Source organism: Symbiopectobacterium purcellii, assembly GCF_052050035.1.
Taxonomy (GTDB): Bacteria; Pseudomonadota; Gammaproteobacteria; order Enterobacterales; family Enterobacteriaceae; genus Symbiopectobacterium; species Symbiopectobacterium purcellii_A.
Window position 1 is genome coordinate 534,177 of sequence record NZ_CP189882.1, and the last position, 20,429, is coordinate 554,605.

Below are 20,429 nucleotides of genomic sequence, written 5' to 3' on the forward strand. Positions count from 1 at the left end.
CTTTTCCGAAAAATTTATCGGAAAATGAAGTACTACCACCACAGCACAAAACATGACATCTTACTTATAGCCTGTTATACCGTGGCAAGGCTTGGCGTGAGCCGACCATTTCTCAATGGACAGCGATATGAAAGTACTGAGACGTACTGCACTCTCTTTATTGATAGCAGGAAGCGGGCTGGCAGTTACCGGCGGCTGTTCCAGTGTGATGACGCACACCGGTCCCCATCAGGGGTACTACTCTGGTACGCGTGCGAATATGGACGCCCTGCACAGTGAAGATGCCAGTTGGGCCATGACGCCACTGGTGATCCTCGATATGCCGTTTTCTGCCTTTATGGATACCTTGCTGTTGCCTTATGACTATTCGCGCTCCGGCAAAGAAAAGCCGGACGATTCGTTACGCGCACGCATCCACCACGATGAAGCACTCCCCATCATCCCCGCAAGTGCCGTGCAATCCAGCACTGCGCATCCGTAGCCTGTTTGCCATACGGTCTATTAAACAGACCGATTTTTGACAGACATACCTTTATTTATCAGCATAATAGCGCCGTTATTTCGGGGGCGTGTTGCCACCTGAGCGTCTATGGATGTGAAGTTGATGAAGCTAGACAGTCTTTCCCGCTTGTTTCACGTCAGTACAGGGGAATTTATACCCCACGCGCTTCAAAAATCTCACCGCCTGAGCCAACTTGATCAAATAGATAATGACGGTATTGAATTGACACGTTGCGAGCGTATGCCGATGCCCCCCGCGGGTACGGTGGCTTTTCGCAAACCGACGCGTGTAAAAAGCATATGGCTCCATGCTCCTCAGAAAATGATTGTGCTCGGGGAGGAAGAAAAAGCGCTGTGAGACGGTTAATGGTAGGCATTGACAGGCCGTGTGGCGTGCATTTCCAGTTTACGCAATTGGTTATCCCATAAAGTTTATACAATATAAAATATATATTTGTTAGGTTGAATTTCATTCGCTCATTTTTGTTTTTTTGATCTTCAACCAGGGGGTTTTATGTCATGGTTTACCCGTTTGTCTCGCTGGGGAGGCAACGCCCTGCTGCTTTCAGGGTGGCTGGCTGCCAGCGCACACGCTGCCACCACGCCGCAGCGCGGCGGTGCACTGACGCTGATATAGCCAACCGACTTAAAAATGATTACATCCTATGCCCTGATATGCGGCAAAGAAGCATAGCTGGCTGTTATCAAAATAATGTCGCTTGGCTATACTGTCCAGTGAGCCATCCACATTGGTTTCACTCGCGACCGTCGCTCAACAAGCGATTGCGGTCAGTGGCAAAGTCACGGAAGGGCTGCTGACCTACGATTACGACCTTAATCCACAGCCGCAGCTGGCAACATCCTGGGATATCAGCCCCGATGGCAAAACCTATACTTTTCATTTGCGTCAGGGAGTGAAATGGCACGACGGCCAGCCTTTTACTTCCGCTGACGTGGCCTATTCCATTCAGTTGCTAAAACAAATCCACCCACGAGCCAGAAGCACCTTTGCTAACGTTAACGACATTAAGCGTGTTGCTTAATAGTGAAATAAGGGTGTTTCGGTGATTGAAGTAAATTTTACGCTGTTCTGAGATGGAAATTCCAAAGACCGGCGCTAAGGAGTAAGAAGGTATCATCAATAAAGGGTCTACGATTCCGTAAAATTTGGGTCATGCAACCGAGGCGCTTGATACCCGCGATGGCGTGTTCAACTGTAATACGGATGCCCGAGATTATTTTATTTTCTTGTTTTTGTTCAGGCGATAAAGGTCTTTTTCGAGTTCCTTTTTTTGGGATTTGTGTATTAGGATGGGCTTTGTTGAATAATTTAAAATACTGATTTAAATGGGTATTATAAAATTTTAACGACTAAATTTTACTACCGTAATGCTTTTTATTGTGCTAACTATTTGATTTATCGCTCTAACAAAATACATTTTCTGTACATGCATCCCACCTAAAGAAGTTGTAAATCAAAACGTTAAATTATTCAACAAAGCCATTAGGATGCTGTTTATCTATACCTTGAAAACCGGTATCTGCCCAGATGGTTACCTCAGGAGGAATATGGCGAATTATATCGACTTTATCGAGTAAGCGTTTATCGTGACGGCGACCATTTTTGCTCATGGGGATAAATCCAATTTGCCTTGTTTCGTCAGTCATAATAAGCCCTTTTCGAGTGGTCTGTCTTTTCTTTCCCGAATACATTTTTTTTCGCCGACGCAGATTCTTAGGCTTTTGGACAGGTCGCTCTGTCCCATCAATAAAGACGTCTTTAACTCCAGGAAAGGCGCGAAAAAATTCCTCAGCAGAGCGAATTTGACGAGCGGGCAAAACACATTCTCGCCCCAAGGTCATCTCTAAAACCGGCAATAATATTTTTACCCAGCGACATACCCGTGTTCTATCTAAACCAAAAAGAAGTGCTTGCAAATCATAGGTCGGATAACATTTTAAATACAATAAAATAAAAAGCAGTTTATCTAATGGGGTTGGGATAAATCCTTTCTGCCCTGCACCCATCTGCCGCTCGTGATCTTTTCGATTCTTTTTCCGATAAATCAAATAACAAGCTGAAAATTCAGCGGCTAAATTTTTCAATTCTTCGACTGATAATCCAATGATTGCTTTACATAAACGATTATCTCGTAACAACCGCTCTTTGTTGATCATTTCAAACCTTTATTCTCTAAGTTAAACCTCTTTTTATTCTCAATAGCCTGACAAAAAATGCAAGTCTCTATTCAGCAACTAGTTTATTAAAACCCCCGATGCGCTGACTGCCGTCTTTGAGTTATCACACCCGGCCCCTTATTTGCTGCGCGCGTTTGCCGCCGGCGAAACGCCGATTCTGCCAAAACACATTTATGACGTGCCGGGTAGCGATCCGCTGAAGAATGACAATAACAATGCGCCAGTAGGCACCGGTCCGTATATTTTCAGCGAATGGGTACGCGGCAGCCACATTGTCTATAAACGCAATCCCAACTACTGGGATCCCCCAAAACCCTATCTGGACCAGTTGATCGTCAAGTTCTCGCCGGATGCCGTGGTGCGCACGCTGGCGCTGGAAACCGGTGATGCGGACATCGCTTACCGAACGCCTGTTGCACTGAGTGAAATTGCCCGTTTGAAGAAAGAGGGTAAGCTGGGCTTTGACACTAAAGGGAACAATTACTCCTACAGCGTCGCATCGCTGCAATTCAATCTGGATGACAATATTTTCAAAGACCTGCGTGTGCGCCAGGCGTTTTCTCACGCCATTGACAGGGATGCACTGGTGCGCATTGCCTACTTCGGTCTGGCGACGCCCACGGCATCTCCCGTTGCCCCCGGTTTGAAAACCTTCCACGATCCGTCGCCGACCCCGTACCCCTTCGATCTGGCGGCCGCCAACCGCCTGCTGGATGAAGCCGGATACCCGCGCGGCGCAGACGGCACTCGCTTTAGCATCACGCTGGACTACAACACCTATGACGATGCTTTCCGTCGTATCGCCGATTTCACACGGGCAGCATGGCTTTGTTGAATAATTTAACCGTTTGATTTACATCTTCTTTAGTTAGAATGCATTTACAGAGAATGTATTTTGTTAGAACGACAAATCAAATAGTTAGCACAATAAAAAGCATTCCGAGAGGAAAAATTAGTCGTTGAAATTTTATAATGCTTATATAAATCAGTATCTTAAATTATTCAACAAAGCCGGGCAGCATTGGCAAAAATTGGGGTTGCAGTAACGCTGCGTTCATCGGACATTTCATCGCACACCAAACGAGTGTACAACGATCGCGACTTTGCGCTGGCGTTAAACATGTTTGCCAACTTGTACGATCCAACCGCAGGCGTACAGCGTCTCTACTGGTCGAAGAACTACCGCGTCGGCTTACCGTTCTCAAACACCTCGCACTACGTTAACCCCGAAGTCGATCGCCTGCTGGAAGCCGCGCAGACGGAGAACGACAACAAGCGTGTTGCTTAATAGTGAAATAAGGGTGTTTCGGTGATTGAAGTAAATTTTACGCTGTTCTGAGATGGAAATTCCAAAGACCGGCGCTAAGGAGTAAGAAGGTATCATCAATAAAGGGTCTACGATTCCGTAAAATTTGGGTCATGCAACCGAGGCGCTTGATACCCGCGATGGCGTGTTCAAGAGACTGTAAAATAATCTGTGTAAATGGCATTTTGAGGAAAACCTTCAAAGGATAACAAAATGCCTATCAGCAACGAACTTATTGACCAACTGCTTCAAGATTGTCACTCCCCTCAGGATCTGCTGGGTGAATCAGGCCTACTCAAGGTGCTGACTAAAAGACTGGCGGAACGGGTTCTTCAAGCTGAGATGGAGATGCACCTTGGGTATGCTAAGCATGACCCGGCAGGTAATCATTCAGGCAACTCCCGCAATGGCAAGACATCCAAGAGCGTACGTAGCCAAAATGGGGAGATCGAGCTCGATATTCCGCGCGACCGCAACAGTACCTTCGAGCCGACACTGATCGGTAAGAACGAAAAACAGCTTAACGGCTTCGATGACCGCATTATTTCTCTCTATTCCAGAGGGTTATCAACCCGTGATATTCAGGCACACTTTAAAGAAGTCTACGGGGTCGATGTTTCCGCTGGCTTCATTTCTCAAGTGACCAATGCTGTGATGGATGAAGTTAAGCGCTGGCAGCAACGGCCGCTGGATGCGCTTTATCCCATTGTTTACCTTGACTGTATTGTTGTCAAAAGCCAGGACGGCGGAGCCGTGGCCAACAAGTCTGTTTATCTGGCCCTCGGCGTCAACGGCCAGGGCGAAAAAGAGCTGCTGGGGCTATGGATAGCCAAAACTGAGGGGGCCAAGTTCTGGTTATCTGTGATGACAGAACTGAAAAATCGTGGGCTAAAGGACATCTTCGTCGCCTGCTGCGATGGCCTGAAAGGCTTTCCTGATGCCATTGAAGCTGTTTACCCGCATACGCGGGTACAGCTCTGCATTGTGCATCAGGTGCGGAACTCGCTGCGCTACGTCGGCTGGAAAGAGCGTAAGGCCGTTGCTGCTGACCTGCGCACCATCTATAGTTCCGCAACGCTAGAGGGCGCTGAAGAGGCCCTGGATGCCTTCGCGGCCAAATGGGATGAGCAGTTCCCGACGATCAGCCCGTCGTGGAGAAATAATTGGGAACGTCTCATCGTCATTTTTGACTTTCCGCCGGAGATCCGCAAGGTTATCTACACCACCAACGCGATAGAGTCGTTAAATGCTTCATTGCGCAAGATAACGAAAACGCGACGAATATTTCCAACGGATGACTCGGTGATAAAATTACTCTATCTAGCCTTGCATAATATCTCTGCTAAATGGACCTTGCCAATCAGAGACTGGAAACCTGCTATGAGCCAATTCATGTTGATGTATGGAGAACGAATCTCCGGTTAAGCAATGGAGCCATTTACACAAAATTCTTTACAGACTCTTTTGTTCAGGCGATAAAGGTCTTTTTCGAGTTCCTTTTTTTGGGATTTGTGTATTAGGATGCTGTTTATCTATACCTTGAAAACCGGTATCTGCCCAGATGGTTACCTCAGGAGGAATATGGCGAATTATATCGACTTTATCGAGTAAGCGTTTATCGTGACGGCGCCCATTTTTGCTCATGGGGATAAATCCAATTTGCCTTGTTTCGCCAGTCATAATAAGCCCTTTTCGAGTGGTCTGTCTTTTCTTTCCCGAATACATTTTTTTTCGCCGACGCAGATTCTTAGGCTTTTGGACAGGTCGCTCTGTCCCATCAATAAAGACGTCTTTAACTCCAGGAAAGGCGCGAAAAAATTCCTCAGCAGAGCGAATTTGACGAGCGGGCAAAACACATTCTCGCCCCAAGGTCATCTCTAAAACCGGCAATAATATTTTTACCCAGCGACATACCCGTGTTCTATCTAAACCAAAAAGAAGTCCTTGCAAATCATAGGTCGGATAACATTTTAAATACAATAAAATAAAAAGCAGTTTATCTAATGGGGTTGGGATAAATCCTTTCTGCCCTGCACCCATCTGCCGCTCGTGATCTTTTCGATTCTTTTTCCGATAAATCAAATAACAAGCTGAAAATTCAGCGGCTAAATTTTTCAATTCTTCGACTGATAATCCAATGATTGCTTTACATAAACGATTATCTCGTAACAACCGCTCTTTGTTGATCATTTCAAACCTTTATTCTCTAAGTTAAACCTCTTTTTATTCTCAATAGCCTGACAAAAAATGCAAGTCTCTATTCAGCAACTAGTTTAATGGTTGGAGAAGATCCCCTGCCCTGTCATCCATATCATGAATGAAAGCACCGTTGACGAAGCCGTAAGCGATATAGCGTCACAGTGGGCGTTGAACCCGCCCGTTTGAACCGTCTTTATCAGGATTTGCAGGGAGCATCATTCAACGCCCCCTGCGCCTGCATTAGAGGATTTCCAGCAGTTCAACTTCAAAAATCAGCGCGCTGAACGGCGGAATGGATGCACCTGCACCACGTTCGCCATACGCCAGGTTATGCGGAATATAAAGTTCCCATTTGGAACCGACCGGCATAAGCGTCAGCGCTTCAATCCAGCCAGGAATAACGCCGCTCACCGGAAACTCTGCCGGCTGTCCACGCTGCACGGAGCTATCGAACACGCTGCCATCGATCAGGCGACCCGTATAGTGTACACGCACACGATCTTGACGTGCGGGGATAGCCCCTTCACCTTGGGTCAGCACGCGGAATTGCAAACCGGACTCCGTCTGGTTAACGCCGTCTTTACCGGCGTTGTCTGCCAGGAAATTTTGCCCTTCAACAGCCAACGCTTGCTGGTTTTCACGGCGCACCGCATCAGCACGTTCATGAATTTCACGCAGCGCGCGATGTACAACATCCACAGGAACGGCGGGCGCATTACCTGCCAGTGCATCACGCAGACCTGCCACCAGGGCTTCAGGGATCAGCCCTTCCAGGCCAGATTCTTGCAACTGTTGGCCAACCTGCAAACCAATACCGTAACTGGCCTGCGCCTCAACGCTCTCATAAGAAGGGGTGCTCATGGATGTTCCTCATTGTGTAAAAAAATGAAAACGCAGCATAACAGCGCTGGACGGCAGGGTAAAATCTTCTGTGCGATCGTTATACCCGTCATACTTGCACGTTGCAGAGGCGTTGGCAGGGCGCAGGACTGCGAAAATCGGAGCACAGCCAAAAAAATCGGCGCTGTCAGTATGAAAGGCGAGCGAATACCATGCCCTATTCTATACTAAGGGTTCCACTTTCTTTCAAATTTGTTACCTTAAGCATCAACACGTTAGCGATTATGACTCTTGTATTACTTTCGTTGGCGCGTTACCTATATACTGGGCAGCTTTACAGGTTGCTATCGTTGCAAGAGAGGTCACCATGGGCAGAATCGCGCCCAGGAAACGAGTAGCCCTCGCAAGGGATTATCAAGCGCTGATTCGCAGCGTTCTACGCGTTCTTCCGCGTTTGCCTTTGGCTCGGGCTGAAAAACAGCGTAATGCGTCCTCTCTCCCCCTGTCAGCACTGCGTGAGCGCGTGCGTGACGCCTTGAGAGGGCTGTGGCATCACCCTGATAGCTACCACTGGATGGATCCGCTGCCTGCCTTCCACCGCCGTGCGATTCTGATTGCCTTCGCACTGCTGCTGATCGCACTGCTGTGGCCCTATTCGCCGTCAACATCGCGCACTCCGCCATCAGCGACCCCCATCACCCTGAGTGAATCAGCCCCGATGCACGCCAACCTCGCTGATAACACGTCCGCGCCGGTAGAGCACACTGCGCCGGCCTGGCAGACCTATCCGATTGCCGCAGGACAAACGCTGGCGCAGTTGTTCAGGGATAATAACCTACCCGTCAACGATGTTTTTGCAATGGCTCAGGTGGAAGGAAGGGACAAGCCGCTGAGCAACCTGCGTGCCGGGCAACAGGTCAAACTGCGGCTCAATCCACAGGGAATGGTGTCTGAACTGGAGATTGAAACCGCGGATGGCCAGCAGGTGCATTTCACCCGCCAATCCGATGGCGTATTTCTTCGCACGCGTTAAGGTTGCTTCAGGCGCTACACTGCGCGAGCAGAAAATCGCGCAGTACCTGCGCATGATTGCGCTGCGGCTCTTTGCTGGCATAGAGCAATGTGACTTCACCCGAGCACGCTAACACCGACGTAATGACTTGCCAATGGCGTTGTTGTGCCAGTTCGGCGCAATACTGCGTAACAAAAGTGTCCCACGCGTCTGGCGCTGCGTGGAATGCCTGACGCAGTGCCGTGCTGGGCGCAACCTCTTTAAGCCACTGAGCGCCTTCCGGTCGCGCTTTTCGAACACCGCGTTGCCAAAGCCGATCCACCAGAAACGCGGGGTGAGCAAAAGGTGAGTGCACATCATAAACCCGCTGTAAGTGAATACGCGGTACATCAATGGCTGTGGACATAGCGAGAACCTCCCGTCATAAACCGGGTTAGCATACGCCCAATTCCCTTTGCAGTGCTGACTGATCGCCCCTAAAACGCAAAACACCGACCCGAAGGTCGGCGTTTCACGCATAACGCTCAGCGCCCGAAGGCACCGTGGCATTGCTTATTCAGCAACAACCAGCACGTTCAGCGTAGCGAACACATCGCTGTGAACCTGGAAGTTAACTTCGTGGTCGCCCAGCGTACGCAGTACGCCGTTCGGCAGCCGAACTTCGCTTTTTGCGATAGCAACGCCAGCAGCAGTGACAGCATCAGCGATGTCACGCGTACCTATAGAACCGAACAGTTTACCTTCGTCGCCCGCTTTGGACGCCAGGGTAACGGTACCCAGTTCAGTCAGTTGCGCAGCACGCGCTTGAGCAGCAGCCAGAACGTCAGCCAGTTTGGCTTCCAGTTCTGCGCGACGCGCTTCGAAGAACTCAACGTTTTTCTTGGTTGCCGGCACAGCTTTGCCCTGCGGAACCAGGAAGTTACGAGCATAGCCCGCTTTAACGTTTACCTGATCACCCAGGCTGCCCAGGTTTGCTACTTTATCAAGCAGAATAACTTGCATTACCTTATCCTCTCAAAGTCTCGTTAGTGGACTGTGGCCGATTACTGATGACGATCAGTGTACGGCAACAAAGACAGGTAGCGCGCGCGCTTGATAGCACGGGCCAGTTGACGCTGATACTTGGCACGAGTACCGGTGATACGGCTCGGGACAATTTTACCACTTTCAGTGATGTAGTTTTTCAGCGTTGCGATATCTTTATAGTCGATCTCTTGAACGCCTTCCGCGGTGAAACGGCAGAACTTGCGACGACGGAAATAACGTGCCATTTGGCTAGTCTCCAGAATCTATCAATTCAATCTGCTCGGCATGTAACACCAGTTTGTTCAGCCCATTGCGCCCTTGATGGCTGCAAATAAAGCCCTGAACCCTGATGTGCATACCGACCGTTATACTGTGGGTAATTGCTTGCGACTCACGTCCGCTGACAATCACGGGCATACGGCACAATGCTTGCCGACGAAGTCCGGCTTCCTCCTGTACCGAGCGGTGCTCAAGCACAAACTGGCAGTGGGGAATGCCCGACGGGCTGACCTTTCGTACCGGTGCCTTGCATATCATGCCAGACAGTTCCAGACGATTAGCGGTCGCCACGGCAATTACTCTTCAGAATCCCCAGCTTCAGCATCATCACCGGCTTCAGCGTATTCATCACGACGCTCACGGCGTTCGTCTTTCGCTTTCACCATCGGAGACGCTTCAGTTACAGCGTGTTTGGTACGCATAACCATGCTGCGGATAACGGCATCGTTGAAGCGGAAGTTAGTTTCCAGCTCATCGATCACTTCCTGCGGTGCTTCAACGTTCAGCAGAACGTAGTGAGCCTTGTGCAGTTTGTTGATGGGGTAAGCCAGCTGACGGCGGCCCCAGTCTTCCAGACGGTGGATCTTGCCTTCTGCACCAGTGATAGCACCAGTGTAGCGCTCGATCATGCCCGGAACCTGTTCGCTTTGGTCAGGATGGACCATAAATACGATTTCGTAATGACGCATCGAATAGCTCCTTACGGATTTTTCAGCCTCCTGTCAGGGTCAGCCGCGGCCCATGGAAGCAAGGAACGTGTGTGTATGCGGCTGAAAAAATGACGCGTCAGTATACTTACCCCTGTTAATAAGCGCAAGGCGTTCTCTCACCGTTTTGTCATGAGCGTCTGTGCCGCTTTTGGGAAACCAAACTTACAAAAAACAATACAAATAACGTATTATTAACGAGTTAGCGCCAATAATCGTGATATATCTCTCAGTTACCCGACACGACTGTTTGCCAGTATCAGCGTCAACGTCGACAATTTTTATCATCCAATCCGGGCGGCTCTCTCCAGCGGAACCGTTGTTCAGCAACGATGACATGCCATGATAAAAAACCAAACTCTTCACTATGCGAGTCAGGCCCAACGCCTGCTGGAAAAGCAGCGAAAAGCGCGTTTTTACCCTGCTTTCCATCTCGAGCCCCCCACGGGCTGGATGAACGATCCGAACGGGTTGGCGTACTGTGATGGCCGTTATAGCCAAGCGACTTAATTTTGATTACACCATATGGACTGAGAACAAACTCTCTGTATCGCAACCCATCTCTCTTTTTTTGCTTTTTGCTTGTGCCCATTTATGCTCAATTGGGTTAAGATCTGGCGAATATGTAGGCAAATACTCCACCATATACCCTGCATCGATGATGACTTGTTGAATATTATGTTTTTTGTGAAAAGTGGCATTGTCCATCATGATTACACTGTTTTTAGGGAGTACTGGGATAAGGACTTGTGTGACCCAGGCATAGAAAACATCGCTGTTAATATTGATATCAAATAATCCGATAGCAAACAGCGTTGTGCCTAATAAAGCGCCGATAACATTTGTTCTTCCCCTAGCTCCCCAGTTCTTCAGGCCAAAACACCGTTGACCTTTTGGGGAATAGCCGTGAGTCCGTGGGGCATCGTGTGAAAAACCACTTTCATCAATAAAAACAATAGGTTTACCTTCTTTTTCATACTGTTGTTTTTTTTGTTGAAATCCCTGCCGGGCGTTTTCGTCGGCTTTCGGATGACGTAGAGTTTTTTTTATAGGTCAATCCCAGCTTTTTAAGCGCTTGCCAAATGGCCTTCTGACAAACGCCAAAACGCTCTGCACGCTCTTTTTGGTAAGCATCTGGATATTGTTCAACATCTTTTATCAACTCGGATTTATCGATCTTTCGCTGACGCGTGGTCGATGCTTTTGACTCTATTTGATTAATCCAACGCGATACAGAGGCAGGGCCAATCCGAAATTGCTTCGCTGTTTCTCGGATACTCAACCCTTCGTTTTTCCGTGTAGATATCACTTTACGTCTAAAATCAATTGAATAGCTCATTTAAATAATGTAATCAAAATTAAGTCGTTTAGCTATACTCCACCATATACCCTGCATCGATGATGACTTGTTGAATATTATGTTTTTTGTGAAAAGTGGCATTGTCCATCATGATTACACTGTTTTTAGGGAGTACTGGGATAAGGACTTGTGTGACCCAGGCATAGAAAACATCGCTGTTAATATTGATATCAAATAATCCGATAGCAAACAGCGTTGTGCCTAATAAAGCGCCGATAACATTTGTTCTTCCCCTAGCTCCCGAGTTCTTCAGGCCAAAACACCGTTGACCTTTTGGGGAATAGCCGTGAGTCCGTGGGGCATCGTGTGAAAAACCACTTTCATCAATAAAAACAATAGGTTTGCCTTCTTTTTCATACTGTTGTTTTTTTTGTTGAAATCCCTGCCGGGCGTTTTCGTCGGCTTTCGGATGACGTAGAGTTTTTTTTATAGGTCAATCCCAGCTTTTTAAGCGCTTGCCAAATGGCCTTCTGACAAACGCCAAAACGCTCTGCACGTTCTTTTTGGTAAGCATCTGGATATTGTTCAACATCTTTTATCAACTCGGATTTATCGATCTTTCGCTGACGCGTGGTCGATGCTTTTGACTCTATTTGATTAATCCAACGCGATATAGCCAACCGACTTAAAAATGATTACATCCTATGCCCTGATATGCGGCAAAGAATCATAGCTGGCTGTTATCAAAATAATGTCGTTTGGCTATATCATGTGTTTTATCAACACCATCCTTATGATGAACACTGGGGGCCCATGCATTGGGGACACATGACAAGACACGATCTGGTGCACTGGCAGCATCAACCCATTGCGTTGGCACCCGGGGACGCTTTCGACAGGGACGGTTGTTTTTCCGGTTGCGCCGTGAATGACAATGGTGTGCTTACGCTTATCTATACCGGTCACGTGTGGTTACAGGGTGTTGGTAATGACGGCGCAATCCGCCAGGTACAATGCATTGCCACCAGCGAAGATGGCCTCCATTTCACCAAGCATGGCGTGATAGTCACCCCACCCGACGGCATCATGCATTTCCGCGATCCCAAGGTCTGGAAGCAGAATGGCCGCTGGTTTATGGTGGTGGGCGCGCGTGATGCCAATGATCGGGGTCAGGTATTGCTCTACAGCGGCACCTCTCTGTTCCAATGGCGTCTGGAAGGGGTGCTGGCTAAAGCCGATCGCTGGTTGGGCTACATGTGGGAGTGCCCGGATTTCTTCCCGCTTGGGGATAAATACCTGCTGATGTTTTCACCACAGGGTATGACGCCCGAAGGCTATCGCTATCGTAATCGCTTTCAGAGCGACTATATTTTGGGACGCTGGCAACCGGATCACCCTTTTACGCTTGAGCAGCATTTTCAGGAGTTGGATTCCGGTCACTATTTCTATGCGCCACAATCTTTCGTCACCGCCGATGGACGCCGTTTGCTGTTCGGTTGGATGGATATGTGGGAGGCTTTGTTGAATAATTTAAGATACTGATTTATATAAGCATTATAAAATTTCAACGACTAATTTTTCCTCTCGGAATGCTTTTTATTGTGCTAACTATTTGATTTGTGGTTCTAACAAAATACATTCTCTGTAAATGCATTCTAACTAAAGAAGATGTAAATCAAACGGTTAAATTATTCAACAAAGCCTATGTGGGAGTCCGAGAGACCCACTCAGGCCGACGGCTGGGCCGGATGCCTCACGCTTCCGCCCGAACTGTCGCTGGATGCGCAAGGGCGCGTCAGAATGATGCCAGCGCGGGAACTGCAAGCACTACGCCGGGAAGCGCATACCCTGCCCGCTTTTTCGCTGAAAAACCAACGGCGCAGGCTGGGGATCAGCGCACTTCAGGCAGAAATTCACATGGCGTGGGATATTGAAAAAAGCCAAGCAGAACGCTTCGGCATCGAGATTGCCGTCAGCGATGATCGGCGCTACGTCACCCGGTTTTATGTCGATACACAGTCTCGTAGGTTGGTGTTGGATCGCAGTCAATCCGGACTGGGCGTCGGCGGCTATCGCAGTGTGACACTGCCCGACGGTGACACGCTTGATCTGCGGATTTTTATCGACCGCTCCTCTGTGGAAGTCTTTGTCAATCAAGGGGAGACCTGTGTAGTGGTTGAATAATCAGGACACTAAACTTACATCCAAAACGGAGGTGTTTAGTGAACCATAAACGACAATTTACCCCTGAGTTTAAAAAGGAAGCCGTTGCCCTGGTAACAGAGCAGGGCTATACGATAGCCAGGGCAGCAGCGTCGCTGGGCATAAGCAACAAAACCCTGCATACATGGGTCTCGCTGGTACGCGAGCAGAGCAACGGCGTACTCAGCGATGATGAACGTGCAGAGTTAAAGCGGTTGCAAAAGGAAAACGAAGAGTTACGTACATATAGCTAAACGACTTAATTTTGATTACATTATTTAAATGAGCTATTCAATTGATTTTAGACGTAAAGTGATATCTACACGGAAAAACGAAGGGTTGAGTATCCGAGAAACAGCGAAGCAATTTCGGATTGGCCCTGCCTCTGTATCGCGTTGGATTAATCAAATAGAGTCAAAAGCATCGACCACGCGTCAGCGAAAGATCGATAAATCCGAGTTGATAAAAGATGTTGAACAATATCCAGATGCTTACCAAAAAGAACGTGCAGAGCGTTTTGGCGTTTGTCAGAAGGCCATTTGGCAAGCGCTTAAAAAGCTGGGATTGACCTATAAAAAAAACTCTACGTCATCCGAAAGCCGACGAAAACGCCCGGCAGGGATTTCAACAAAAAAAACAACAGTATGAAAAAGAAGGTAAACCTATTGTTTTTATTGATGAAAGTGGTTTTTCACACGATGCCCCACGGACTCACGGCTATTCCCCAAAAGGTCAACGGTGTTTTGGCCTGAAGAACTGGGGAGCTAGGGGAAGAACAAATGTTATCGGCGCTTTATTAGGCACAACGCTGTTTGCTATCGGATTATTTGATATCAATATTAACAGCGATGTTTTCTATGCCTGGGTCACACAAGTCCTTATCCCAGTACTCCCTAAAAACAGTGTAATCATGATGGACAATGCCACTTTTCACAAAAAACATAATATTCAACAAGTCATCATCGATGCAGGGTATATGGTGGAGTATTTGCCTACATATTCGCCAGATCTTAACCCAATTGAGCATAAATGGGCACAAGCAAAAAGCAAAAAAAGAGAGATGGGTTGCGATACAGAGAGTTTGTTCTCAGTCCATATGGTGTAATCAAAATTAAGTCGCTTGGCTATATACCGTCGTCAGGGCGTGGAGCTGAGTCGCGCCACGCTGGGTCGCTGGTCCGGCGCGGTCAGCGAACTGCTGGAGCCACTGAACGACCTGCTGCGCCGGTACGTACTGATGCCGGGCAAGGTGCATACCGACGATATCCCTGTACCGGTGCAGGAGCCGGGCAGCGGCAAAACGCGCACGGCCCGGCTGTGGGTGTACGTGCGGGACGACCGCAACGCGGGCTCACAGCTTCCACCGGCGGTCTGGTTCGCGTACTCGCCGGACCGGAAGGGCGTACATCCGCAACGGCACCTTGCAGGATACGGCGGCATCCTGCAGGCAGACGCTTACGGTGGCTACAATGCCCTGTACGAAGACGGCCGCTTAGCGGAAGCGGCCTGCATGGCGCACGCCCGGCGGAAAATCCACGACGTTCACGTCCGTACTCCGACTGACATCACAACCGAAGCGCTGAGACGCATCGGTGAGCTGTATGCCATCGAGGCGGAGATACGCGGTAGTCCGGCAGACGAAAGGCTGGCGGTGCGGAAAGAGAAAACCGTGTCGCTGATGCAATCGCTGTACGACTGGATACAGGGGCAGATGAAGGTGCTGTCGCGCCACTCGGATACGGCGAAGGCGTTCGCGTACCTGCTTAAGCAGTGGGATGCGCTGAACCTGTACTGCAGCAACGGCTGGGCGGAAATCGACAACAACATCGCGGAGAACGCACTGCGCGGTGTTGCCCTGGGCCGGAAAAACTGGCTGTTCGCCGGTTCAGACGCGGGCGGTGAACGTGCTGCCGTGCTGTACTCGCTGATCGGCACCTGCCGGCTGAACGGTGTGGAACCGGAAGCGTGGTTGCGCTATGTGCTGGGGCATATCCAGGACTGGCCGGTGAACCGGATCCGGGATCTTCTGCCGTGGAAAACCGATCTTAAATCTGTATAGGCGTCAATACGGTCTATATGTGACGCTTACTGGTATATGGTGTTTTTCACCACATTTTCGATCCTGATTGGTATTAAAGCGACCTGTTTGAACTTATGGCAATTCATACTGTGGCGCGTGCTAGGCATGGGAGCTGCCGGTGGGGCTGAAGTCACCAATATTGCTCAATGTTCTGAATATTGGCCCAAAGAACACCGTGGCTTTGCATTGGGTTTGCACCACACCGGGTACCCGGTAGGTGCGTTACTGGGCGGTTTAGCGGCAAGCTGGATTTTGGCGACCTTTGGCAGCGAGAACTGGCGTTTGGTGTTCCTGTTGACGCCGATCATTGGTTACGTACTGGCTGTGATGCTATGGATGTTTGCCACGCCGAAAAGCTATCAGGAAGTGAATGACTATGCGCATGGGTTGACCGCGCCGTCTGACGAACCGGAAGAGGTGCTGGGCTTTGTTGAATAATTTAACATGCTGATTTACATAATTATTATAACACTTCAACAACTAAGTTTTCCAGCCGTAATGCTTTTTATTGTGCTAACTACTTGATTTGTCGTTCTAACAAAATACAGTCTCTGTACATGCATTCTACCTAAAGAAGATGTAAATCAAACGGTTAAATTATTCAACAAAGCCGAGGTGCTGACGTTCAAAGAACAGTTTGCAGAAACCAAACAAGTCCTGGCGAATCGCAATATTTTGCTGACGGTGATCGGTGCGGGTCTGATTAACTTTTCACAAACGGTGGGGCTGTGGTTCCTGGCACCCTATGTGGTCTTTACCATGAACCAGCAGGATACATTGGGTGCCATCATCGGCGTGGTACCGTACATCACCGGTTGGTTCGGTCAACTGTTCTTCGGCTATATCTCCGATCATATCGGTCGTCGCAGGACATTGATTTTCCTGTCAGCCTGGTATGCGGTATGCGTGTTCTCGCTGATTTTCGTATCAGGTATAAGCATGCTATGGGTGGTGCTGTTAATGTGGGGGCTGGGGTTGAATGCGGTATTCCCGGTGTACTACGCCATGCTGGCGGACCATGCGCCGAAAGCATCCGGTTCTGCAATGGGCCTGCTGCTGATGCTGACATTTTTAGGCACGTTGCCCGCGTCGCCGCTTGCCGGGTGGATGATTGACCACTTTGGTGGCTGGGGCAATGCGCAAGGCTACCTTGCAGGTTTTATTGTCGGCTCGGTGGCGGCATTGTTGGCCGCCGTGTTGCAATATTTCACGCGGGACAGTGGTGGCGCAAAAGCAGCCCATTAAGGTAAAGAGGAGGCGTTGGCAACGCCTCCTTATCCTCTGTTTTCAGCGATTAACGTTATTCTCGCGTCGAACAAAAATACTAAATACTACTATTCCGCTAACGTAGTACGCAGATCCCAAACGGTTGAGAATTTTTTTATTGCCACTTGATCAACGGCGGCGGGATCAGCACAGTTTTTTCTCATTTCTTCCCCGATACTCAACAACTGCGCATAGCTTATCTTATCGACGGACGTTTCCTTTGATGAAAGAAATTCAGAAATAAAATTATTTCCACGTAACAGATAAGCATTATCGTGTGTGAAGTTTCTTTTTCCATTGACAGGAAGTGCATCGCATATATATTTTATCTTTTCGGTAATAGCAACATCAAGTATTGGTTTTTCCCCGCATTTGACGAATCTGTTTTTGTGCGCAGCTCTAATGCCGTGACGGCAAGTCCGAGAGTGTGCAGGCGTTCCCGCTGATTTCTCAGAACGCCAGGTGTGTCATATAAAATATCATCGACTAGTAGGTCATATTTTAATGATATTTCTTTTGCTTTTGTTTTGATGTCATTGCTTGAATTTTCGGTAAAACTGATACACCGAGAGAGATTTTTTTTGTGCGCCGTGCTGTTTGTATTTTGAACGCTGAGAGCGGTATGCATTGTAGGTGGGGAATATATTTTTATTATCATTGATAATGTCCTTCGAGTTCGTCAAGGGGCGTGAAATTATAACCTCGCAGGTTTGCCAACAATCAAAAAACAGGCGTTATTAATATTCAGAGGACAAGTGACGGTCAGCATTATCTAACCGTTCACCTGTTTTTTCTTTTTCTGGTTGCAATCATTCCGCCAGAAACCCTTCCAGCAAGGAGTTCAGAAACAGCTTACCGTGTTCGGTAACCTGCCAGTGGGTCTCGGTTTCTGTCAGATAGCCTTGCGCCAACACCCAGTCTATTTGCGGGCGCACAGTGCTTTCGGCCAAGCCGGTGTAGGCAATGAATTCGCTACGCGGCGCGGGTTCCAGCAGCCGAAAGCGGTTCATAAAGAATTCGAACGGCAGGTCTTCTGCTTGCACCTCATTGCGCTGGTCCAGGTAAGTGCCGCGCATATAACCGCGCGGATGGCGGGTTTTTACGGTGTTCAAGATAGATCCGTCATCACGCGTAATTTTGCCATGTGCACCACACCCAATCCCCAGATAATCGCCAAAACGCCAATAGTTGAGGTTGTGTTGACACTGATAGCCCGGTTTGGCGTAGGCGGACGTTTCATATTGCTGGTAGCCTGCGGCAGTGAGCAACGCATGGCCCTGCGCGAAGATATCCCACAGCGCATCGTCATCGGGCAGCACCGGTGGGCGCGAACCGAACAGGGTATTCGGCTCAATCGTCAATTGATACCACGACAGATGCGGCGGATTGAGCGCAATCGCCTGACGCAAATCGTCCAGCGCTTCTTCCAGCGTCTGATCCGGCAGGCCGTGCATCAGGTCCAGATTGAAGCTGCGCAGCCCAAGTCCAGCCGCCAGATGCGCGGCACGCTTAGCTTCTTCTGGGCCATGAATGCGTCCGAGACGCGTTAATTTTTCCGGGCTGAAACTTTGCACGCCAATGGAGATTCGATTAATTCCTGCGCGCTGGTAGCCGCTAAAGCGATCGGCCTCTACCGTGCCGGGGTTGGCTTCCATGGTGATTTCGGCATTCGCGCTGAGGGGCAAGCGGGCGCGCACGCCATCGAGCAGCGCCTGCATACCTTCTGCGCTTAGCATGCTTGGCGTGCCGCCGCCGATAAAGATTGAACTAAGAGCCCGGTTGCCGCTCAGCGGCAGATCCGCATCCAGATCGGCCAATAAGTGATCCACATATTCCTGATGCGGCACCTCGCCTTTGAGGGCGTGGGAGTTAAAATCGCAGTACGGGCACTTTTGCACACACCACGGAATGTGAATGTAAAGGCTGAGCGGCGGCAGTTTATGCATGACGCAACGCATCCAGCAGCAAACGCAGTGCCTGACCACGGTGCGATAGCGCATTTTTCTCATCGCGCGTCATTTCTGCGGCGGTTTTGCCTGCGCTCGGCACGTAAAAGATAGGATCATAGCCGAAGCCGCCTTCGCCAACCGCCGCTCGCGTCAGCACGCCCTGCCAGCGGCCGTGGCAGACCAGCGGCGTCGGGGCATCGGCGCGGCGCAAGTAGACCAGTACGCAGTGGAAGCTGGCTCCGCGTTGTTCGTCAGGCACATCCTTGATGGCATCAAGCAGTTTGTCCAGATTGGCTTGATCGCTGGCATCCACCCCGGCGTAGCGTGCAGAGTAGATGCCCGGTGCGCCGTCCAACGCATCCACCGCCAGACCCGAGTCATCAGCCACCGCAGGTAACCCGGTGATGTGCGCCGCGTGGCGTGCTTTGAGCAGTGCATTCTCGATAAAGGTCAGTCCGGTCTCTTCGGCAGAATCAACGCCCAGTTCGGTTTGTGCGACGATATTCATGCCAAAATCTGCCAGTAGATCGGCGAGTTCGCGAACTTTTCCGGGGTTGCCGGTGGCTAAAACGACGTTTTGCCTCGAGGTATCCATGCGTGTGTCCTGCATTATGTTAATGCCATCGTCGGGAATGGCGGGGAGTTATCTGTTGCGATGCTCAGTTCCCTGCGGTGGGTTACTGCGAGATCAATGCGGCGATTTCCGTAGGAATGTGCTGCGGATTAACAATTCTAATCTGTTTATGGCGGCCCAGCTCGCCTTTTTCAATGTTCACCGCGCCTTTTGCCACCCGGAACTGCTTGGCAAGGAATTTGACTAAATGCGCGTTGGCCTGACCATCGACCGGCGGCGCGGTGATAGCGAGTTTCAGCTCATCACCGTGCAGGCCGACTATCTGGTCACGGCTGGCCTTCGGCTGAATATAGAGCCGAATGACCAACCCGTAGGGCAGCAGTGCTATGGCACTCACAGCAGGAACCAAAATTCCGGGAACAGGTCCATGCCGAGGTAGTTAAAGAGATACAGGATCAAAATTACCGCCATGGCGGAGAAATCGATGCCGCCCATGGCTGGAATAATACGGCGAATCGGCGCCATAAATGGCTCGGTGAGTTGGAACAGCAGGTAGTCCACTGGGCTGCGACCCTGGCTCACCCAACTCATCAACGCTCGGATGATCACCACCCAGAACACCAGATAGCCTGCGGATTTTAACAGTGCCAACAAACCCACCAGCAAGTTCACCGGGCTTATCGCGAAAGCGCCTACCTGAATCAGCATCAGCAGCGGGTATTTCAACGTGGTAAGCAGAAACGCCAACAGCAGCGATGCGCTATCGATGGGGCCGAGTGCGGGCAGAATACGGCGCAGCGGCCTGACGATAGGCTGCGTGATTTTCACCACGAATTGCGACAGCGGGTTATAAAAGTCACTGCGTGACCATTGCATCCAAATGCGTAACAGCAGCACCATTACATACAGGTCGACCAGTGTCTTGACCAGAAACGTCAGGGTTAGCATAGAAACATCAATTCCTTATCAGATATAGGGAGAATAACGGT

The 20,429-nt window shown here is 49.5% G+C and carries 34 protein-coding genes and 2 pseudogenes; 16 read left to right on the top strand and 20 right to left on the bottom strand.

What is annotated here, in order from left to right:
- Nucleotides 1-127 precede the first annotated feature (127 nt).
- The 4 genes from ACQGXV_RS04725 (at nt 128) to ACQGXV_RS04740 (ending at nt 1,544) form a co-directional block, all read left to right on the top strand.
- Nucleotides 128-481 (top strand): YceK/YidQ family lipoprotein, encoded by a 354-nt coding sequence (locus ACQGXV_RS04725; protein WP_440865000.1) that lies wholly within the window; start codon nt 128-130, stop codon nt 479-481.
- Between the two features lie 120 nt (nt 482-601).
- Nucleotides 602-859: a hypothetical protein gene (locus ACQGXV_RS04730; protein WP_440865001.1), complete on the top strand. Its 258-nt coding sequence runs from the start codon at nt 602-604 to the stop codon at nt 857-859.
- A 156-nt stretch (nt 860-1,015) separates the two neighbouring features.
- Nucleotides 1,016-1,138, top strand: a complete 123-nt coding sequence (locus tag ACQGXV_RS04735; protein WP_440865002.1) for a hypothetical protein — start codon at nt 1,016-1,018, stop codon at nt 1,136-1,138.
- Between the two features lie 112 nt (nt 1,139-1,250).
- Complete coding sequence (locus ACQGXV_RS04740) at nt 1,251-1,544, top strand: ABC transporter substrate-binding protein (protein WP_440865003.1); 294 nt, start codon at nt 1,251-1,253, stop codon at nt 1,542-1,544.
- A 37-nt stretch (nt 1,545-1,581) separates the two neighbouring features.
- On the opposite strand, the gene ACQGXV_RS04745 is transcribed toward ACQGXV_RS04740, so the two are convergent.
- Entirely contained in the window at nt 1,582-1,800 is a 219-nt protein-coding gene (locus tag ACQGXV_RS04745; protein WP_162505268.1) for a transposase family protein, read from the bottom strand.
- Nucleotides 1,801-1,989: 189 nt separating this feature from the next.
- Nucleotides 1,990-2,679: a transposase family protein gene (locus ACQGXV_RS04750; protein WP_440865004.1), complete on the bottom strand. Its 690-nt coding sequence runs from the start codon at nt 2,677-2,679 to the stop codon at nt 1,990-1,992.
- 85 nt (nt 2,680-2,764) lie between these two features.
- Here ACQGXV_RS04750 and ACQGXV_RS04755 point away from each other — a divergent pair, with 85 nt between their 5' ends.
- A complete protein-coding gene (locus ACQGXV_RS04755; protein ID WP_440867249.1) occupies nt 2,765-3,535 on the top strand; it encodes an ABC transporter substrate-binding protein in 771 nt (256 codons plus the stop codon).
- Between the two features lie 186 nt (nt 3,536-3,721).
- Nucleotides 3,722-3,988: a hypothetical protein gene (locus ACQGXV_RS04760; RefSeq protein ID WP_440865005.1), complete on the top strand. Its 267-nt coding sequence runs from the start codon at nt 3,722-3,724 to the stop codon at nt 3,986-3,988.
- 37 nt (nt 3,989-4,025) lie between these two features.
- On the opposite strand, the gene ACQGXV_RS04765 is transcribed toward ACQGXV_RS04760, so the two are convergent.
- Nucleotides 4,026-4,190, bottom strand: a complete 165-nt coding sequence (locus ACQGXV_RS04765; RefSeq protein WP_440865006.1) for a hypothetical protein — start codon at nt 4,188-4,190, stop codon at nt 4,026-4,028.
- A gap of 29 nt (nt 4,191-4,219) precedes the next feature.
- Between ACQGXV_RS04765 and ACQGXV_RS04770 the strand changes: the two genes are divergently transcribed.
- Complete coding sequence (locus tag ACQGXV_RS04770; protein WP_440865007.1) at nt 4,220-5,431, top strand: IS256 family transposase; 1,212 nt, start codon at nt 4,220-4,222, stop codon at nt 5,429-5,431.
- Between the two features lie 27 nt (nt 5,432-5,458).
- Here ACQGXV_RS04770 and ACQGXV_RS04775 read toward each other — a convergent pair whose 3' ends face one another.
- Together ACQGXV_RS04775 and fklB are read right to left on the bottom strand one after the other, a co-directional pair.
- A complete protein-coding gene (locus ACQGXV_RS04775) occupies nt 5,459-6,196 on the bottom strand; it encodes a transposase family protein (RefSeq protein ID WP_440865008.1) in 738 nt (245 codons plus the stop codon).
- A gap of 249 nt (nt 6,197-6,445) precedes the next feature.
- Entirely contained in the window at nt 6,446-7,066 is a 621-nt protein-coding gene (gene fklB / locus ACQGXV_RS04780) for an FKBP-type peptidyl-prolyl cis-trans isomerase (RefSeq protein ID WP_440865009.1), read from the bottom strand.
- 346 nt (nt 7,067-7,412) lie between these two features.
- On the opposite strand from fklB, the gene ACQGXV_RS04785 reads away from it, so the two are divergent.
- Nucleotides 7,413-8,078: a LysM-like peptidoglycan-binding domain-containing protein gene (locus tag ACQGXV_RS04785; RefSeq protein ID WP_440865010.1), complete on the top strand. Its 666-nt coding sequence runs from the start codon at nt 7,413-7,415 to the stop codon at nt 8,076-8,078.
- A gap of 7 nt (nt 8,079-8,085) precedes the next feature.
- On the opposite strand, the gene ACQGXV_RS04790 is transcribed toward ACQGXV_RS04785, so the two are convergent.
- From ACQGXV_RS04790 to ACQGXV_RS04835, 10 genes are all read right to left on the bottom strand, one after another.
- Nucleotides 8,086-8,463, bottom strand: a complete 378-nt coding sequence (locus tag ACQGXV_RS04790) for a DUF488 domain-containing protein (RefSeq protein ID WP_440865011.1) — start codon at nt 8,461-8,463, stop codon at nt 8,086-8,088.
- Between the two features lie 146 nt (nt 8,464-8,609).
- Nucleotides 8,610-9,059 (bottom strand): 50S ribosomal protein L9, encoded by a 450-nt coding sequence (gene rplI, locus ACQGXV_RS04795; RefSeq protein WP_440865012.1) that lies wholly within the window; start codon nt 9,057-9,059, stop codon nt 8,610-8,612.
- A gap of 41 nt (nt 9,060-9,100) precedes the next feature.
- A complete protein-coding gene (gene rpsR / locus ACQGXV_RS04800; RefSeq protein ID WP_000135199.1) occupies nt 9,101-9,328 on the bottom strand; it encodes a 30S ribosomal protein S18 in 228 nt (75 codons plus the stop codon).
- A 4-nt stretch (nt 9,329-9,332) separates the two neighbouring features.
- The gene (priB, locus tag ACQGXV_RS04805; RefSeq protein ID WP_440865469.1) at nt 9,333-9,653 is read right to left on the bottom strand and encodes a primosomal replication protein N; all 321 of its coding nucleotides are present in this window, start codon (nt 9,651-9,653) and stop codon (nt 9,333-9,335) included.
- 5 nt (nt 9,654-9,658) lie between these two features.
- Entirely contained in the window at nt 9,659-10,051 is a 393-nt protein-coding gene (gene rpsF / locus ACQGXV_RS04810; protein ID WP_195312177.1) for a 30S ribosomal protein S6, read from the bottom strand.
- A gap of 283 nt (nt 10,052-10,334) precedes the next feature.
- Nucleotides 10,335-10,625, bottom strand: a complete 291-nt coding sequence (locus ACQGXV_RS04815) for a hypothetical protein (protein ID WP_440865471.1) — start codon at nt 10,623-10,625, stop codon at nt 10,335-10,337.
- Entirely contained in the window at nt 10,586-11,119 is a 534-nt protein-coding gene (locus tag ACQGXV_RS04820) for an IS630 family transposase (protein WP_440862665.1), read from the bottom strand. The genes ACQGXV_RS04815 and ACQGXV_RS04820 overlap by 40 nt, the downstream gene beginning before the upstream one ends.
- A complete protein-coding gene (locus ACQGXV_RS04825) occupies nt 11,043-11,408 on the bottom strand; it encodes an IS630 transposase-related protein (protein ID WP_440862584.1) in 366 nt (121 codons plus the stop codon). Before ACQGXV_RS04825 ends, ACQGXV_RS04820 begins: the two co-directional genes overlap by 77 nt.
- Nucleotides 11,409-11,436: 28 nt before the next feature.
- A complete protein-coding gene (locus ACQGXV_RS04830) occupies nt 11,437-11,859 on the bottom strand; it encodes a transposase (RefSeq protein ID WP_440867251.1) in 423 nt (140 codons plus the stop codon).
- Nucleotides 11,783-12,049 carry an IS630 transposase-related protein gene (locus ACQGXV_RS04835; RefSeq protein ID WP_440864154.1) on the bottom strand — a complete coding sequence of 89 codons (267 nt, stop codon included), beginning with the start codon at nt 12,047-12,049 and terminating at the stop codon, nt 11,783-11,785. Before ACQGXV_RS04835 ends, ACQGXV_RS04830 begins: the two co-directional genes overlap by 77 nt.
- A gap of 67 nt (nt 12,050-12,116) precedes the next feature.
- Between ACQGXV_RS04835 and ACQGXV_RS04840 the strand changes: the two are divergent.
- The 8 genes and pseudogenes from ACQGXV_RS04840 to ACQGXV_RS04875 all read left to right on the top strand — a co-directional run.
- Nucleotides 12,117-12,905, top strand: a pseudogene (locus ACQGXV_RS04840) (glycoside hydrolase family 32 protein); the annotation flags it as partial.
- 264 nt (nt 12,906-13,169) lie between these two features.
- Nucleotides 13,170-13,553, top strand: coding sequence for a GH32 C-terminal domain-containing protein (locus ACQGXV_RS04845; protein ID WP_440865472.1), 384 nt, complete (start codon nt 13,170-13,172; stop codon nt 13,551-13,553).
- Nucleotides 13,554-13,591: 38 nt separating this feature from the next.
- Nucleotides 13,592-13,825 (top strand): transposase, encoded by a 234-nt coding sequence (locus ACQGXV_RS04850; RefSeq protein ID WP_440865474.1) that lies wholly within the window; start codon nt 13,592-13,594, stop codon nt 13,823-13,825.
- 28 nt (nt 13,826-13,853) lie between these two features.
- Nucleotides 13,854-14,219 carry an IS630 transposase-related protein gene (locus tag ACQGXV_RS04855; protein ID WP_440862584.1) on the top strand — a complete coding sequence of 122 codons (366 nt, stop codon included), beginning with the start codon at nt 13,854-13,856 and terminating at the stop codon, nt 14,217-14,219.
- Nucleotides 14,143-14,676 carry an IS630 family transposase gene (locus tag ACQGXV_RS04860; RefSeq protein ID WP_440862665.1) on the top strand — a complete coding sequence of 178 codons (534 nt, stop codon included), beginning with the start codon at nt 14,143-14,145 and terminating at the stop codon, nt 14,674-14,676. Before ACQGXV_RS04855 ends, ACQGXV_RS04860 begins: the two co-directional genes overlap by 77 nt.
- 21 nt (nt 14,677-14,697) lie before the next feature.
- Nucleotides 14,698-15,630 (top strand): annotated as a pseudogene (gene tnpC / locus ACQGXV_RS04865) (IS66 family transposase); the annotation flags it as partial.
- 36 nt (nt 15,631-15,666) lie between these two features.
- A complete protein-coding gene (locus ACQGXV_RS04870; RefSeq protein ID WP_440865475.1) occupies nt 15,667-16,089 on the top strand; it encodes an MFS transporter in 423 nt (140 codons plus the stop codon).
- 177 nt (nt 16,090-16,266) lie between these two features.
- Entirely contained in the window at nt 16,267-16,896 is a 630-nt protein-coding gene (locus ACQGXV_RS04875) for an MFS transporter (protein ID WP_440865477.1), read from the top strand.
- Between the two features lie 346 nt (nt 16,897-17,242).
- Here ACQGXV_RS04875 and ACQGXV_RS04880 read toward each other — a convergent pair whose 3' ends face one another.
- The 5 genes from ACQGXV_RS04880 to ACQGXV_RS04900 all read right to left on the bottom strand — a co-directional run bounded on the left by ACQGXV_RS04880 (nt 17,243) and on the right by ACQGXV_RS04900 (nt 20,388).
- Nucleotides 17,243-17,575 (bottom strand): hypothetical protein, encoded by a 333-nt coding sequence (locus ACQGXV_RS04880; RefSeq protein WP_440865478.1) that lies wholly within the window; start codon nt 17,573-17,575, stop codon nt 17,243-17,245.
- A 151-nt stretch (nt 17,576-17,726) separates the two neighbouring features.
- Complete coding sequence (hemW, locus tag ACQGXV_RS04885; protein ID WP_440867253.1) at nt 17,727-18,863, bottom strand: radical SAM family heme chaperone HemW; 1,137 nt, start codon at nt 18,861-18,863, stop codon at nt 17,727-17,729.
- On the bottom strand, nt 18,856-19,461 hold the full coding sequence (gene rdgB, locus ACQGXV_RS04890) for an RdgB/HAM1 family non-canonical purine NTP pyrophosphatase (protein WP_440867255.1): 606 nt from the start codon (nt 19,459-19,461) through the stop codon (nt 18,856-18,858). The genes hemW and rdgB overlap by 8 nt, the downstream gene beginning before the upstream one ends.
- A gap of 82 nt (nt 19,462-19,543) precedes the next feature.
- Nucleotides 19,544-19,837: a DUF167 family protein YggU gene (yggU, locus tag ACQGXV_RS04895; protein ID WP_440865479.1), complete on the bottom strand. Its 294-nt coding sequence runs from the start codon at nt 19,835-19,837 to the stop codon at nt 19,544-19,546.
- Nucleotides 19,834-20,388, bottom strand: a complete 555-nt coding sequence (locus tag ACQGXV_RS04900; RefSeq protein WP_440865481.1) for a YggT family protein — start codon at nt 20,386-20,388, stop codon at nt 19,834-19,836. The genes yggU and ACQGXV_RS04900 overlap by 4 nt, the downstream gene beginning before the upstream one ends.
- Nucleotides 20,389-20,429: the final 41 nt, after the last annotated feature.